General features: G+C 66.0%; 16 protein-coding genes. 6 read left to right on the forward strand and 10 right to left on the reverse strand.

All coding sequences use genetic code 11. The annotated features are described in order from the left end of the window. The first annotated feature begins 51 nt into the window (after positions 1-51). The gene (locus Q8M85_RS11825) at positions 52-657 is read left to right on the forward strand and encodes an MSMEG_1061 family FMN-dependent PPOX-type flavoprotein (protein WP_305544607.1); all 606 of its coding nucleotides are present in this window, start codon (positions 52-54) and stop codon (positions 655-657) included. A gap of 169 nt (positions 658-826) precedes the next feature. On the opposite strand, the gene Q8M85_RS11830 is transcribed toward Q8M85_RS11825, so the two are convergent. The 6 genes from Q8M85_RS11830 to Q8M85_RS11855 form a co-directional block, all read right to left on the reverse strand. Further along, on the reverse strand, positions 827-1,312 hold the full coding sequence (locus tag Q8M85_RS11830; RefSeq protein WP_305544610.1) for a hypothetical protein: 486 nt from the start codon (positions 1,310-1,312) through the stop codon (positions 827-829). Further along, positions 1,309-1,623 (reverse strand): multidrug efflux SMR transporter, encoded by a 315-nt coding sequence (locus tag Q8M85_RS11835; RefSeq protein ID WP_305544613.1) that lies wholly within the window; start codon positions 1,621-1,623, stop codon positions 1,309-1,311. The genes Q8M85_RS11830 and Q8M85_RS11835 overlap by 4 nt, the downstream gene beginning before the upstream one ends. Beyond that, positions 1,620-2,579, reverse strand: a complete 960-nt coding sequence (locus tag Q8M85_RS11840; protein ID WP_305544616.1) for an acetyl-CoA carboxylase carboxyltransferase subunit alpha — start codon at positions 2,577-2,579, stop codon at positions 1,620-1,622. The genes Q8M85_RS11835 and Q8M85_RS11840 overlap by 4 nt, the downstream gene beginning before the upstream one ends. A gap of 81 nt (positions 2,580-2,660) precedes the next feature. Next, the gene (locus Q8M85_RS11845; RefSeq protein ID WP_305544619.1) at positions 2,661-3,428 is read right to left on the reverse strand and encodes an FCD domain-containing protein; all 768 of its coding nucleotides are present in this window, start codon (positions 3,426-3,428) and stop codon (positions 2,661-2,663) included. Between the two features lie 103 nt (positions 3,429-3,531). Continuing rightward, entirely contained in the window at positions 3,532-4,185 is a 654-nt protein-coding gene (locus Q8M85_RS11850; protein WP_371135240.1) for an OmpA family protein, read from the reverse strand. 121 nt (positions 4,186-4,306) lie between these two features. Then, entirely contained in the window at positions 4,307-5,137 is an 831-nt protein-coding gene (locus Q8M85_RS11855; RefSeq protein WP_305544625.1) for a methylated-DNA--[protein]-cysteine S-methyltransferase, read from the reverse strand. Between the two features lie 209 nt (positions 5,138-5,346). Between Q8M85_RS11855 and Q8M85_RS11860 the strand changes: the two genes are divergently transcribed. Genes Q8M85_RS11860 through Q8M85_RS11870 form a run of 3 tightly spaced genes read left to right on the forward strand, consistent with a single transcriptional unit; the run spans position 5,347 to position 7,402 of the window. Beyond that, complete coding sequence (locus tag Q8M85_RS11860) at positions 5,347-5,736, forward strand: DUF4087 domain-containing protein (protein ID WP_305544628.1); 390 nt, start codon at positions 5,347-5,349, stop codon at positions 5,734-5,736. Positions 5,737-5,777: 41 nt separating this feature from the next. Continuing rightward, positions 5,778-6,422 carry an endonuclease III gene (gene nth, locus Q8M85_RS11865; protein WP_305544631.1) on the forward strand — a complete coding sequence of 215 codons (645 nt, stop codon included), beginning with the start codon at positions 5,778-5,780 and terminating at the stop codon, positions 6,420-6,422. Further along, entirely contained in the window at positions 6,419-7,402 is a 984-nt protein-coding gene (locus Q8M85_RS11870; protein ID WP_305544634.1) for an adenosine kinase, read from the forward strand. The genes nth and Q8M85_RS11870 overlap by 4 nt, the downstream gene beginning before the upstream one ends. On the opposite strand, the gene selD is transcribed toward Q8M85_RS11870, so the two are convergent. Continuing rightward, on the reverse strand, positions 7,399-9,576 hold the full coding sequence (gene selD / locus Q8M85_RS11875) for a selenide, water dikinase SelD (protein WP_305544637.1): 2,178 nt from the start codon (positions 9,574-9,576) through the stop codon (positions 7,399-7,401). The genes Q8M85_RS11870 and selD overlap by 4 nt on opposite strands. A gap of 106 nt (positions 9,577-9,682) precedes the next feature. On the opposite strand from selD, the gene Q8M85_RS11880 reads away from it, so the two are divergent. Further along, positions 9,683-10,144, forward strand: a complete 462-nt coding sequence (locus Q8M85_RS11880) for an N-acetyltransferase (protein WP_305544640.1) — start codon at positions 9,683-9,685, stop codon at positions 10,142-10,144. Here Q8M85_RS11880 and Q8M85_RS11885 read toward each other — a convergent pair. Continuing rightward, positions 10,120-11,178, reverse strand: a complete 1,059-nt coding sequence (locus tag Q8M85_RS11885) for an FAD-binding oxidoreductase (protein WP_305544643.1) — start codon at positions 11,176-11,178, stop codon at positions 10,120-10,122. The genes Q8M85_RS11880 and Q8M85_RS11885 overlap by 25 nt on opposite strands. A 44-nt stretch (positions 11,179-11,222) precedes the next feature. Here Q8M85_RS11885 and mnmD point away from each other — a divergent pair, with 44 nt between their 5' ends. Beyond that, complete coding sequence (mnmD, locus tag Q8M85_RS11890) at positions 11,223-11,960, forward strand: tRNA (5-methylaminomethyl-2-thiouridine)(34)-methyltransferase MnmD (RefSeq protein ID WP_305544646.1); 738 nt, start codon at positions 11,223-11,225, stop codon at positions 11,958-11,960. On the opposite strand, the gene Q8M85_RS11895 is transcribed toward mnmD, so the two are convergent. Together Q8M85_RS11895 and Q8M85_RS11900 are read right to left on the reverse strand one after the other, a co-directional pair. Next, positions 11,921-12,103, reverse strand: coding sequence for a helix-turn-helix domain-containing protein (locus Q8M85_RS11895; protein ID WP_371135243.1), 183 nt, complete (start codon positions 12,101-12,103; stop codon positions 11,921-11,923). The genes mnmD and Q8M85_RS11895 overlap by 40 nt on opposite strands. Positions 12,104-12,144: 41 nt before the next feature. Beyond that, a complete protein-coding gene (locus Q8M85_RS11900) occupies positions 12,145-12,675 on the reverse strand; it encodes a DUF2975 domain-containing protein (RefSeq protein WP_305544652.1) in 531 nt (176 codons plus the stop codon). Between the last annotated feature and the right edge of the window lie 46 nt (positions 12,676-12,721).

A 12,721-nucleotide genomic window follows, 5' to 3' on the forward strand; every position in this document is an offset into this window, starting at 1 on the left:
CGGGGGTCTGGGGGTGTGAAACCCCCAGCCGCCAACCAAAGGCGCCACGCCATGAACTGGATCACCACCCTCGACGATCTCCACAGCCATTACGGCAAGCCCGGGGAGGCGGCGACCGTCAAGGTCACGCCGCATCTCACGCCCGCCTACCGCGCCTGGCTCGACCGCTGCCGCTTTTGCATCCTGACCACGGTGGGACCGGAAGGGACCGATGGCTCCCCCCGCGGAGACGAAAACCCGGTGGTCACCGTCCTCGACCCGCAGACGCTGGCCCTGCCCGACTGGCACGGCAACAACCGCATCGACAGCTTGCGCAACATCGTCCGCGACGGCCGGGCAAGCCTGACGTACCTGATCCCCAGCGCGACCAATGCGCTGCGCGTCAACGGCACCGCAAGCCTCACCGCCGACGACACTCTCCGGGCCGACTTCGACCGCGACGGAAAGCAACCCCGCACCGTCATCGTGATCCGCATCAGCGAGGTCTACTGCCAATGCGCCCGTGCGCTGATCCGCTCGGCCCTCTGGACTTCCGGCGACCAATCCCGGGGCCTGCCCACGGTGGGCGACATGCTGCGCGAGATCACGGAAGGGCGGGTGGATGGCAAGGCCTACGACGCGGACTGGCCCGGACGTGCCGCGCAGACCCTGTGGTGAAAGCTCGTCGATGCCGTCGTCACTCCTTGCGGCATCCCTCCCGACGAGAAGACAAAGTCGCACGAGGAGGCGTCCGAAAGGGCAAGGCCAGAAGTTAACAAACTCCTGACAGAAAAATGCAAGCTATTGATTTTAAGTAGTTTAATGAAATTGTCCACCGTGGACAAGATCAACTCAGCGGGCAGTCTGCGACCGCCAGATCCAGCGCCAACCTTGCCTCCGGCCCGTACCCCAGCCCCGACACATTGATATACAGGGCCCCGGTCTCCGCCCAGATTTCGATCACCTTCAGCGTCGTTCCAGCCGGATCGACCGATACCCTCTCGAACAGCGCACAGTCCGTTTCGAACCGCAGGACATAGCCGTTGAACCCGGCCTCATAGAACCGCCCGATCCCCTTCGGATAGCTCAGCTCGATCCGGGTCGGTCCGATCTCCACCGTGACCGGCACCACGTCCAGCCCGCCCGTGAACCCCTCCGGCCCCAACCCGAACTCGGTCCCTTCACCCACCGTCACCGTCCGCCCTCGCGCCACCAGCATCGGGGCCTCGCGGTCGTTCCAGGTCTCGACCGTGAAGGTCACCAGCCGCCCCTCCAGAGTCCCCGCCGTGACCGGAGCAACCAGCAGGACCGCAAGAAGCAGCCCCCGGATCATGCGAACTTCAGCGCCGCGATCCCGGCAAGGATCAAGAGCACCCCCACCACCCGCATCAGGTTTACCGGTTCGTTGAACAGGAACACCGCCGCGATGGCGGTGCCGACGGCCCCGATCCCGACCCAGACCGCATAGGCGGTGCCGACCGGCAGCGATTTCATCGCCACCGACAAGAGGTAAAACGACCCCAAGGCCAGCACGATCGTCACCGCAGACGGCACCAGCCTGGTGAAGCCGTCGGAATACTTCAGGCCCAGCGCCCACCCGGTCTCCATCAGCCCCGCAATCGCGACGATCATCCAGGGGTTCAAGCGGCCAGCCCCTTCGCACCCATGTCGATGAACTTCTGCCGCCGATCCTTGATCAACGCCTCGGGCTTCTTGCCCGACAGATCGCCCAGCATCGCCTCGATCGCCTTGCCAACGGCGTCCACTGCCTCCTTGGGCGACCGCTGGGCGCCGCCCAGCGGTTCCTTCACGATGCGGTCGATGATTCCCAGCTTCTGCAGATCCTGCGCGGTCAGCCGCAACGCCTCGGCCGCCTCGCGCATTTTCTCGGCGTCCTTCCACAGGATCGAGGCGCAGCCTTCCGGCGAGATCACCGAGTAGACCGAGTGTTCCAGCATCGCGACCCGGTTCGCCGTCGCGAACGCCACCGCCCCGCCCGACCCACCCTCGCCGATCACCACGGAAATCAGCTGCACCCCGATGGACAGGCACTTCTCCGTCGACCGCGCGATGGCCTCGGCCTGACCGCGTTCCTCGGCGCCCTTGCCGGGATAGGCACCAGCCGTGTCGATCAGCGTGATCACCGGAACACGGAACCGGTCGGCAAGGTCCATCAGCCGGATCGCCTTTCGGTACCCCTCGGGCCGCGCCATGCCGAAATTGCGCTGGATGCGGGACTTGGTGTCGTTGCCCTTCTCATGGCCGATGATCATCACCGGCTGATCGTTGAACCGCGCCAACCCACCGATCACCGCGTGATCGTCGGCAAAGGCCCGGTCGCCCGCCAGACTGGTGAACTCGGTGAACAACTGATCAATGTAATCCTGGCAATGCGGCCGGTCCGGGTGACGCGCCACCTGGCACTTCTGCCAGGCGGTCAGATTCTTGTACAGATCGCGCAGCGCCGCATCGGCTTTACGGTCCAGCGCCTCGGCCTCTTTGGCCATATCCATTCCTGGACTCGTCTTGGCCATCGCGCGAAGCTCTTCCGCCTTGCCTTCGATGTCGGCGAGGGGCTTTTCGAAGTCGAGGTACTGCATGGCGCTTCCTTTTCGGGACCGCCTCTATATGCCCGCGGGGAAAGGCTGATGCAACTCGCCAAGCGGGCAGGCGACGGGAGGCTAGCGGCTTGCCTCTTGCTCCAGCCGCTGGCGAGCTATGGATTCGTGCTTCTCGGCGCGCATCTGATCGTGGAAGGCCTGCTCGACAAAGGCCATGTGCGCCGCCACCGTTGCCCGCGCAGCATCTGGATCGCGCGCCTGGATCGCCGCGTTGATCGCCCGGTGCTGGTCCAGAAGCTGATCACGCGTGATCCGGTTTCTGAACATCATCTGGCGATTGTAGAAGACCCCCTGCCGCAGAAGATCGAACATCGACCGCAGCATGTGCAACATGATGACATTGTGGCTGGCCTCGATGATCGCCATGTGGAACTCGGCGTCCAGCTGTGCCTCGTCCGAGGGGTCGCGCTTCTGGTGGGCGGCTTCCATCTTGCGGTAGATCGTGTCGATCAGCTTCAGGTCAGTCTCGGACCCGAAGATTGCCGCCCGTTCCGCTGCCAGCCCCTCCATGTCGCGTCGGAAACTGATGTAATCGAAGACCGCTTCGTCGTGGGTCGAGAAAAGCTGCGCCAGGGCGGGAGAGAAGGCCGACCCCAGCATCTCGGCCACGAAGATGCCCGACCCCGCCCGGCTGACCAGAAGGCCACGCTCGGCAAGGTCGGCGATGGCATCACGCAAGGACGGGCGCGAGACGCCCAGCTTGTCGGCAAGCTCACGTTCGGATGGCAGGCGTTCACCGGGGCGCAGGATCCCGCGCAGGATCAGTTGCTCGATCTGGCGGACGACCGAATTGGACAGTTTCTCGGGCGTGACTTTCAGAAATGGCATGGCGGACCCTGGTTATTGGTCCAGAAATATGACCGATTTCGCCAGGATCACAATGAAAAAGGGGGCCAGCCGAAGCTGACCCCCGTGTCGTGAGGATGTGCGATCAGCGGGTGGGGCGGATGATGATCTCGACCCGGCGGTTCTTGGCACGGCCTTCCGGCGTCAGGTTCGACGCGACGGGTTGGTCCTCGCCCCGGCCAAAGGCCGCGACCCGGCTTCCCGGCACGCCGCTTTCACGCAGCACGCTGGCTACCGCAACGGCGCGACGCTGTGACAGGTCCTGATTGTAGGCCGCGCTGCCGGTGTTGTCGGTGTGCCCGATCACCTCGATCCGGCTGTTCGGGTATTTCAGCAGGCTGGACGCCACGGTGTTCAGGTCGCGGCGCAGGTCCGGGCGGACCGAAGCGCTGTCCGTCGCGAACAGCAGATCCTGCGGCATGTTGACGATCAGATAGTCGCCGGTGTTGGTGACCGAGATGTTCGAGTTCAGCGAGCCGCGGAGTTCGGCCGCCTGACGGTCAAGGTCGGCTCCGATAATCGCGCCGGTTCCCGCACCAAGTGCGCCACCGATGATCGCGCCCTTGAGCTCATCGCCGTCACCGGAAACTGCCACGCCAGCCACGGCGCCGGTCAGGCCGCCGATGATCGCGCCTTGACGCTGACGCGCGTTCGGATCGTCGGGATAGGCATTGGGGTCGACACATGCGGTCAGCGCCAGCGTGCCGGTCACAGCCAGGATCAGGGGGGTCTTCTTCATCATTTTTGCTCTCGCCTCGATAGTTCGCCCATTGGTGGGCCTGTGCTCAGACCCGTGCCACAATACACCAACGGCGTCGAGAGGCTGCTGGTTCCCAACAGCTTCGGCAGGGTTCCGCGCATCACAAATCTGTGCGGGCGGCCTCCCAGGCCAACATCGCGCGTTTGCGAGGCAGGCCCCAGTGATATCCGCCAAGGCCGCCGTCGCGCCGCAATGCCCGGTGGCAGGGAATGAGAAAGCTGATCGGATTGCGCCCGACCGCCGTGCCGACCGCCCGGTGCGCCTGCGGATGGCCGATCGCCCCCGCGATGTCGGCATAGGTGGTGACATGGCCGCTGGGAATGGCCAGAAGCGCCTCCCAGACCTTGATCTGGAAGGGTGCCCCGATCAGGTGCAGGCTGGTCGCCTTTTCGCCGAAGGCAGCATCGACAAGCGGACGCAGGGCCGTGGGGTCGTCGACATAGGTCGCCTTCGGCCAGCGCCGCACCAGGTCTTCCAAGGCCGCCTCGGCCCCCACCTCGTCGGCAAAACCCATGCCGCAGATGCCCTTCTGGGTCGCCATGACCAGCGCCGGCCCGAATGGGCTTTCGAACCAGCCCCAGCGGATCTCCAGCCCCGCGCCACCCTTTGCATAGTCACCGGGGGACATCGCCTCCCAGGTCAGGAACAGATCGTGCAGGCGGCCTGGCCCCGACAGCCCCGTCTCCAGCGCCGTGCCCAGCATCGTGTGCCGTTCCGCCAGCAGACGGCGGGCGTGACCCAACGTGAGGTATTGCTGATACCTTTTCGGACTGACGCCGACCCACTGGCTGAAGACGCGCTGGAAATGCGCTGGGCTCATCTGCATCCTAGCCGCGAGGTCGTCCAGCGTCAGCGCCGGGCCGGTCGCGTCGATCACCTCAAGCGCGCGGGCGATGACCTGATAATGGTAGGCGGGGGATTGGTCGGTCATGTGCGACTCCTTGGCGGCGGCTCGTCGCGCGACTTCGTCTTCTCCTCGCGCGTCTGACCTTGGCGAGGAGAAGACGAAGTCGCACGACGAGCCCTAGCTGTAGCCGCCCCGCCACATTTGCGCGACCCGCTTCCTGCGCATCCGGTTTTCCCGCCTTGTCCGGCGCGACCGGCCGTGGTCCCTGGCAGCACCCGTCACACGAGGCCCCGATGCTGCGTCCGCTGGTTCTGCTCTTGTTGGCTGCCCCCGCCCATGCCGAAACGCGTTGCGGCTGGTTCGACCATCCCAGCCCGAACCTTGTTGACCTGATTGACGCCGATGGGCTTTGGTCGATTGCGTGGCCGGGATCTGGCACCGTGTACTACCCGCCCGGCTACGACGAGGCCTACACCCGCGCCTTCGACGACCGTGTGCGCATCAATTCCAGCGGTGAAATCATCACCGAAGGCGCCGGCTACGGATACAGCTGCGCTTGCGTGGAGGGGGAGTTCGACCGCAACAAGGGCGAGGCCCTTTCGATCTCGCGGTTGACAGAGCTTCCCCTCGCGCAGTGCAAGGCCGATCCGAAGCTTCCCGACATGAACCCTTGGGTCCATTAGCGCCGGTTGCGTCACCGCCCCTGCGCTGGCAAAAGGGCGCCATGACGCCGCAGCTTCCCTATTCCGTCCTGAAGCAGGTCTTCGCGCGCTTTGCCGAAGTCGAGCCCGAACCGAAGGGCGAGCTGGAGCATGTGAATGCCTTCACGCTTCTGGTCGCCGTGGCGCTGTCGGCTCAGGCGACGGATGTGGGTGTGAACAAGGCGACCCGCAAACTGTTCCAGATTGCCGACACGCCGCAGAAGATGCTGGATCTTGGGGAAGATGCCTTGATCGAGCACATCAAGACCATCGGCCTGTTCCGCAACAAGGCGAAGAACGTCATCAAGCTGTCGCGCCTTCTGATCGACAACTTTGGTGGCGAGGTGCCGTCTTCCCGCGCCGCGTTGGTGACCCTGCCGGGCGTCGGGCGCAAGACGGCGAATGTGGTGCTGTCGATGTGGTTTCACCACCCGGCGCAGGCCGTCGACACCCATATCTTCCGCGTCGGGAACCGCTCCGGCATTTGCCCGGGACGCGACGAGACCGCGGTCGAGCGCGCCATCGAAGACAATGTGCCGGTGGAATACCAGCACCACGCGCATCACTGGCTTATCCTGCATGGCCGGTATATCTGCGTTGCGCGCAAACCCAAATGCGGCATCTGCCCGATCCGGGACTGGTGCCTTTACCCGGAGAAGACCGCATGAAGTCCTACCAGGTCGTCGGCATCGGCAATGCCATCGTCGATGTGTTTTCCTCGGCTGACGACAGCTTCCTGGACCTGATGGGCATCCAGAAGGGCATCATGCAGCTGGTCGAACGCGAACGCGGGGAACTTCTCTACGGCGCGATGACCAACCGGCAGCAGGCCCCCGGCGGGTCGGTGGCGAACACCTTGGCGGGCCTTGGCAGCCTTGGCCTGACGACGGCCTTCATCGGTCGGGTCCACGACGACGCCTTGGGCCGGTTCTACGCTCAGACAATGGCCAACGAGGGCACGGATTTCGTCAACCCGCCCGTCCCAGGCGGTGAGCTTCCGACGTCTCGATCAATGATCTTCGTCTCGCCGGACGGGGAGCGGTCGATGAACACCTACCTCGGGATTTCGTCCGAGCTTGGTCCCGATGACGTCTCCGACAGCGTGGCGGGCAGCGCCGAGATCCTGTTTCTGGAGGGCTATCTTTACGACAAACCGAAAGGCAAGCAGGCCTTCGAGCGCGCGGTCGAGCTGTGTCACAAGGCTGGCGGCAAGGCCGGGATCGCGCTTTCCGACCCGTTCTGCGTCGACCGGCACCGCGACGACTTCCGTCGGCTGGTCAAGTCGCTGGACTATGTGATCGGCAACGAACACGAGTGGTCCTCGCTCTATCAGACCGACCTTTCCGCCGCGCTGGAACAGGCCGCCCAGGATGCGGGCCTCGTCGTCTGCACCCGCTCGGGCCATGACGTGATCGTCGTCCGCGGCGATGAGGAAGCCGTGGTCCCGGTGAAACGCGTCGTGCCCGTGGACGCCACCGGCGCTGGTGACCAGTTCGCCGCCGGGTTCCTCTATGGCCTCGCCACGGGCCAATCCCTCGCCACGTCCGGCCGCATGGGCTGCGTTGCTGCGGCCGAGGTCATCAGCCATTTCGGTGCGCGACCCGAGACCGACCTTAGGGCGCTGTTCCGCAAGGAAGGACTGATCTAGACCACGATCAGACGCGGCACCCCGGCGATGACCTCGCCGATCACAGCCGCTTCATGTCCCGCTGCGCGCAGCGCCGCAAGAACGGCCCCGGCCCGCGCAGCGGGAACCGACGCCAAGAGCCCGCCGCAGGTCTGCGGGTCGGTCAACAATCCGACCCGGGCGTCCTGCGGGGCTTCCATCCGCCAGCTGACCGCCGCCAGGTTTGACGGTTGCAGGGATGACCCCAGGCCCGCCCTGGCCAGCTCCGCCGCCCCCGCCATCAACGGCACATCGTCAAGCCGCAGCCGCGCGGCAGCACCCGAGGCCCCCAGCAGCTCAAGCAGATGCCCGGACAGCCCGAATCCCGTCACATCCGTCATTGCCCTGGCAACAGGTCCAAGGATTGCCGCCGCCGTCCCCTGCGGCACCGACATCTGCGCGATGCATGCGGCCCAGACCTCGCCCAGAAGCAACCCCGGCACCGGCGCCAGCGACATCTCGGCCGCCAGGATCGTCCCCGACCCGATGGGTTTGGTCAGCACCAAGGCATCCCCCGCCTGCGCCCCCCCCTTGCCGACGGGCCGGTCGGCCAGCCCTGTCACCGTGAAGCCGATGGTAAGCTCTGCGCCCTCTGTCGAATGGCCGCCGACCACATCCGCTCCGGCTGCGCGGAACACTGACCCGGCCTCTTCCATCACCTCGCCCAGCATCCGGGTCTGCAAGTCCGGCCCCAGCGGGGGCAGCGTCACCTGCGCCAGAGCCACCTGCGGCGCGGCACCCATCGCCCAGATGTCGCCAAGCGCGTGAATCGCCGCCAGGCGGGCCATCAGCCTTGGATCGTTACAGAAGGCGCGCAGGTGGTCGGTGGTCAGCACCTGCACCCCCGCGCCCGACGCCAGTACCGCCGCATCGTCACCCGGACCCGACAGGACCTCTGACCTGACGGGCGCAGGCACGGATCCAAGCGCCGAGGCCAGCACCCCCGGCCCCAGCTTCGCCCCGCAGCCGCCGCAGAGAGGTCGTCTGCCCAGCTGCCCCGCCAATCCCTCGGTCGAATTCGGCGGCACCTCCGGGGCAGCCATCCCCGGATACTCTGCGAATTTTTCCATGAATTTCCGGTCGATCCGGTCCTTCAGCCGCCACCAGCGCGGGCCCGAGGCAGCAATGCCCCACTTCTCTGCCACCGCAGACCGCTCGCCCAGCGAGACAAGCTTGAGGTAGTCCCCCTGCGGTCGGAACGGCGCAAGGGGCTTGCCCATCAGCGCCGCCCGCAGGTTGGCGTGCAGCACCTTCGCCGCCCGCACCGCGAAAACCCCCGCCTTGGGGCGCGGATCGCCCTCGATCCCGGCGCAGTCGCCACTTGCGAAGATCGCCGGGTCCGAAGTCCGCAAGGTCGCGTCGGTGACCAGGAACCCACCCTCCTGCCGCAGGCCGGTCTTTGCCAGCCAGCCATGCGGGCGCGCGCCCGTGGCGGTCAGCGTGAAATCCGATCCGATGACCTCGCCGCTCTCCAGCGTCACGTCCGTCGGCCCGATGCCGACGACCCTTTCGCCAAGCCGCAGGACCACCCCGGCGGACTGTAGCCGCGCCGCCAGAACCTGCCGTGCTTTCAAGGACAGCGCGGACAAAATCTGAGGTGTCTGGTCCAGGAGGGTCACCTGCGACCCAGTGCCCAGCCGATGCGCCGAGGCAAGTGCAAGCTCCACTCCGCCCAGACCTGCACCAAGGATCACAACTCGCGGACGCGGAGGTGGATTTGCCACGAAAGCCGCCCAGGCGGTCGCATAGCGGCCCAGGGGCTTGGCGGCGACGGCATGGTCCAGCGCACCCGGCAGTGACGGCAGGTCGGACGTAATCCCCACATCGATCGCCAGCAGATCGTAGGCGACCGGAGGACGCCCGGCCAGATGGACCAACCGCGCATCGCGGTCTATCCCCGTGGCCCGGTCCAGGATCACGCGCGCCCCGGCAAAGCGCCCCAGCCGAACAAGGTCGATCATCAACTCTTCGCGTCGGTAATGCCCCGCGATCAGGCCGGGCAGCATCCCCGTGTAGGGCGCAACCGGGTTGGGGTCGATCACCGTCACCCGGGTGCCCGGCAAGGGGTCCATCCCCCACATCCGCAGAACCAGCGCATGCGCGTGACCGCCACCGATCAGCACGAGATCACGGATCTGGGGATAGGCTGGGGTCATTCCGGCTCCTGAACGCGACTTGCGGCAGGCTTACCCGAGCCCGTGGGGAAAGGCGAGAAGCGGGCCGGTTCTTGCGATCCGATGCCGCAGCGGCCAGTCTGTCCACATGACCCCGCAGCTTGCCACCGATCCCGCCCTCTGGCCCGCGATTCTTGCGCTGCTGCACGAGGCCTTTGCCTATATGGAGGGGCGGATCGACCCGCCGTCTTCCCTGCGCGACCTGACGCCCGCGGCCCTGTCCCGGCAGGCGCAGTCCGGGGAAATCTGGATCATCGGCGCGCCAGTGGCCTGTGTGTTCCTGACGCCGAAGGCCGGGGCGCTTTACGTGGGGAAGCTGGCCGTGGCGCAGGGTTGGCGGGGTCAGGGCCTGGCGCGGCGATTGCTTGACCAAGCCGAGGATCGGGCCCGTCAATGCGGGCTTCCGGCTTTGGAATTGCAGACCCGCGTCGAACTGGTCGAGACCCAGGCGGCCTTCCAGAGGCTGGGGTTCAAGGAGGTTGGCCGCACCTCTCATTCCGGCTACGACCACCCGACCTCGATCACCTACTTTCGTCCGGTCGCGTTCTGAATCAGGGCCTCGACCCGGAAATCCGGCGGAATGGTGTCGCGCGCCTCCAGCACCAGTTCCGCCATGATCTCGGCCACCTTCGGAGCCATGCCGAAGCCGATCTTGAACCCGCCATTGGCGATGTAATGGCCCGGACGTCCGGGCCACTGGCCAAGCACCGGCGCGCGGCTGGCAGCCCTGGGACGGATTCCCGCCCAGCGGTCGATCACCTCGGCCCCGGCGAGCGCCGGCACCGCCGCGACGGCCCTGGCCATCAGACCGTCGAGTTGGGCGTCGGGGCCGTCCTGTGTCCAACTGCTTTCGGACGTCGAGCCGATGGCGACCGTCCCGTCGGCATGCGGGACGATGTGCAGGCCGTCGACGAACAGCTGAGGCTGGTCGCGGGCATCGAAGCGCAAGGCGAGGGCCTGGCCCTTCACGCCCGAGCCGACCTCTGCGCCCAGGGCTTGCGAGAGTTCGGCCAGCCCTGCGATGCCGGTCGCGTGGACGACGGCGCCGACATCAGCGCTTTCACCCACCAGGACCTCGGCGCCCTGCGACCTTAGCGCTGCGGTCAGTGCGGCCAGACCCATGCGGGGCGACAGCCGGGCGGAAAGCGTATCCTGCACCAGCCAGCCGCTGGGCGTGACCGGCTCCCAGGCGGCGCCGGTCGCGGGGACCACCCGCCAGACCGCCTCTCCGCGCCAAAGTTCCGCCGCCCCGGTCTCGCGCCGCCGCGCCGTCTCGACCGCCCGGTCGTCGGGAAGGGGCTGCAACCGGCCAAGCCGGGCATACCCCGAGGCCAGGCCCGAGGCGGCCTCGACTTCGGCCCACCAGTCCTGAGCCATCAGAAGGCTCTCCAGCTGGAACGCCTTCTTTCCATTCCAGGCATCGGGCACATGCGGCGAGAGCGCGCCGACCACTCCGCCCGAGGACCCAGCGCCAAGGGCGACGGTTTCGATCACCCGCACTATCGCGCCGCGCCGCAAGCAGGCCCAGGCGATGGAAAGTCCGAAGATCCCCCCGCCTCTGACCGTCACGTCCACCCTTGCCATTCCGCCGCCCCGCGCCCATCACCAGATGCAAAGGACTAACCCCGATGGCGAGCCCCGACCAGACCCCCGGCCAGACCTCCGACCAGACCTCCGGCCAAACGCCAACGCTTGACTGGCGTGACGAGACCATCCCCGTCTCGCGCCGGTTCGACGATCCCTACTTCTCATTGGCGGGCGGGCTGGACGAGACGCGGCATGTCTTTTTGGCCGGGAACGGCCTGCCGGGGCGGTTCTGTGACGGGTTCCGCATCGCCGAGCTTGGCTTCGGCACCGGGCTGAACTTGCTGGCGGTCCTTCTGGCGCACCAGGGGCCGGGGCATGTGCACTACACCAGCTTCGAAGCCTTCCCGTTGCCCGCCCGGGACATTGCCCGCGCCCTGCAACTCTTCCCCGAAGTCGCAGGCGTCGCCGATGCCTTCCTGGACCAGTGGGAAGCGGGTGCAACGATTCTCCAGTTTCCGCACCTGACTGCGACCGTCATCCTGGGCGATGCGCGTGAAACGCTTCCAGCCTGGGAAGGCCAAGCCGATGCCTGGTTCCTGGACGGCTTCTCGCCCGCGAAGAACCCCGAACTGTGGTCCCCAGAGCTGATGGTCGCGGTCGCAAGGCACACCGGGCCTGGGGGTACGTTTGCCACCTACACAGCCGCAGGACATGTCCGCCGCGCACTGTCCGAGGCAGGCTTCCGCGTCACGCGACAGCCAGGGTTCGGCCGTAAGCGGCACATGTCTACCGGCATGATTCACGCATCGGTCACCGCTTCAAGGATATCGCCAGGCTGACAGTCAAGCGCCGCACAGATCGAGGCGAGTGTCTCGAAACGGATTCCCTTCACTTTCCCCGACTTCAGAAGGCTGAGGTTCTGCTCGGTGATTCCGATCCTTTCGGCCAGATCGCGCGAGCGCATCTTGCGACGGGCGAGCATGACATCCAGACGCACGACGATGTGCACGGTTGGGGATTGCATCAAATGAACCCTTCGTTCTCGGCCTTGACCTGAGCGGCTTCCCGCAATGCCCAGCCGATCACAGTCAGAAGCCCAGCCGTTACAAGAAAGCCAAGCGTGCCCCCGTCCAGCCCGATCGCAAGAATCTTTTGCGGCGCGTTCCAGCTGAGGACAAGGGTTTGCAGCGTCGGGACCAGCACCGCAAACAGCGCGACAAGAAGCAGGTTGCGGCCAATCCGCAGGATGGTTGCAGAATTCTGGACATTCAGAACCTCCCCGGCGCGGTAGTTGTCGAAGAGCCGCACCATGCCCCGCAGGGCGGCGACCATCGGCAAGACCGCCACCAGGGCCAGCGCCGAGACAAGACCGGCCTGTGCGGACGTGACTACCGTTCCCGCCGGAACCGACGGCGCGCGGGAAAGAAGCGAGGCAGGGTCGGTGACCGCCTTGCCCGCGTAGATCAGGATGATGACTGGCAAAAGAACCGAGAGGCCTAGCGCAACCCAGTAAAGTGCCCCGGACAGTCTTTGCAAGCGAAGTCGCTCTGGCATGGATTACCTCTTTCACAGTTATAATTTATCGTATTACATTAAATTA

Source organism: Tabrizicola sp. (assembly GCF_030694085.1).
GTDB lineage: Bacteria > Pseudomonadota > Alphaproteobacteria > Rhodobacterales > Rhodobacteraceae > Tabrizicola.

What these genes read in the sequence shown, in the direction of transcription:
- Q8M85_RS11825 (WP_305544607.1), top strand. Translation starts at nt 52, where the DNA reads ATGAACTGGATCACCACCCTCGACGATCTCCACAGCCATTACGGCAAG.
- Q8M85_RS11830 (WP_305544610.1), bottom strand. Translation starts at nt 1,312, where the DNA reads ATGATCCGGGGGCTGCTTCTTGCGGTCCTGCTGGTTGCTCCGGTCACG.
- Q8M85_RS11840 (WP_305544616.1), bottom strand. Translation starts at nt 2,579, where the DNA reads ATGCAGTACCTCGACTTCGAAAAGCCCCTCGCCGACATCGAAGGCAAG.
- Q8M85_RS11845 (WP_305544619.1), bottom strand. Translation starts at nt 3,428, where the DNA reads ATGCCATTTCTGAAAGTCACGCCCGAGAAACTGTCCAATTCGGTCGTC.
- Q8M85_RS11850 (WP_371135240.1), bottom strand. Translation starts at nt 4,185, where the DNA reads ATGAAGAAGACCCCCCTGATCCTGGCTGTGACCGGCACGCTGGCGCTG.
- Q8M85_RS11855 (WP_305544625.1), bottom strand. Translation starts at nt 5,137, where the DNA reads ATGACCGACCAATCCCCCGCCTACCATTATCAGGTCATCGCCCGCGCG.
- Q8M85_RS11860 (WP_305544628.1), top strand. Translation starts at nt 5,347, where the DNA reads ATGCTGCGTCCGCTGGTTCTGCTCTTGTTGGCTGCCCCCGCCCATGCC.
- nth (WP_305544631.1), top strand. Translation starts at nt 5,778, where the DNA reads ATGACGCCGCAGCTTCCCTATTCCGTCCTGAAGCAGGTCTTCGCGCGC.
- Q8M85_RS11870 (WP_305544634.1), top strand. Translation starts at nt 6,419, where the DNA reads ATGAAGTCCTACCAGGTCGTCGGCATCGGCAATGCCATCGTCGATGTG.
- selD (WP_305544637.1), bottom strand. Translation starts at nt 9,576, where the DNA reads ATGACCCCAGCCTATCCCCAGATCCGTGATCTCGTGCTGATCGGTGGC.
- Q8M85_RS11880 (WP_305544640.1), top strand. Translation starts at nt 9,683, where the DNA reads ATGACCCCGCAGCTTGCCACCGATCCCGCCCTCTGGCCCGCGATTCTT.
- Q8M85_RS11885 (WP_305544643.1), bottom strand. Translation starts at nt 11,178, where the DNA reads ATGGCAAGGGTGGACGTGACGGTCAGAGGCGGGGGGATCTTCGGACTT.
- mnmD (WP_305544646.1), top strand. Translation starts at nt 11,223, where the DNA reads ATGGCGAGCCCCGACCAGACCCCCGGCCAGACCTCCGACCAGACCTCC.
- Q8M85_RS11895 (WP_371135243.1), bottom strand. Translation starts at nt 12,103, where the DNA reads ATGCTCGCCCGTCGCAAGATGCGCTCGCGCGATCTGGCCGAAAGGATC.
- Q8M85_RS11900 (WP_305544652.1), bottom strand. Translation starts at nt 12,675, where the DNA reads ATGCCAGAGCGACTTCGCTTGCAAAGACTGTCCGGGGCACTTTACTGG.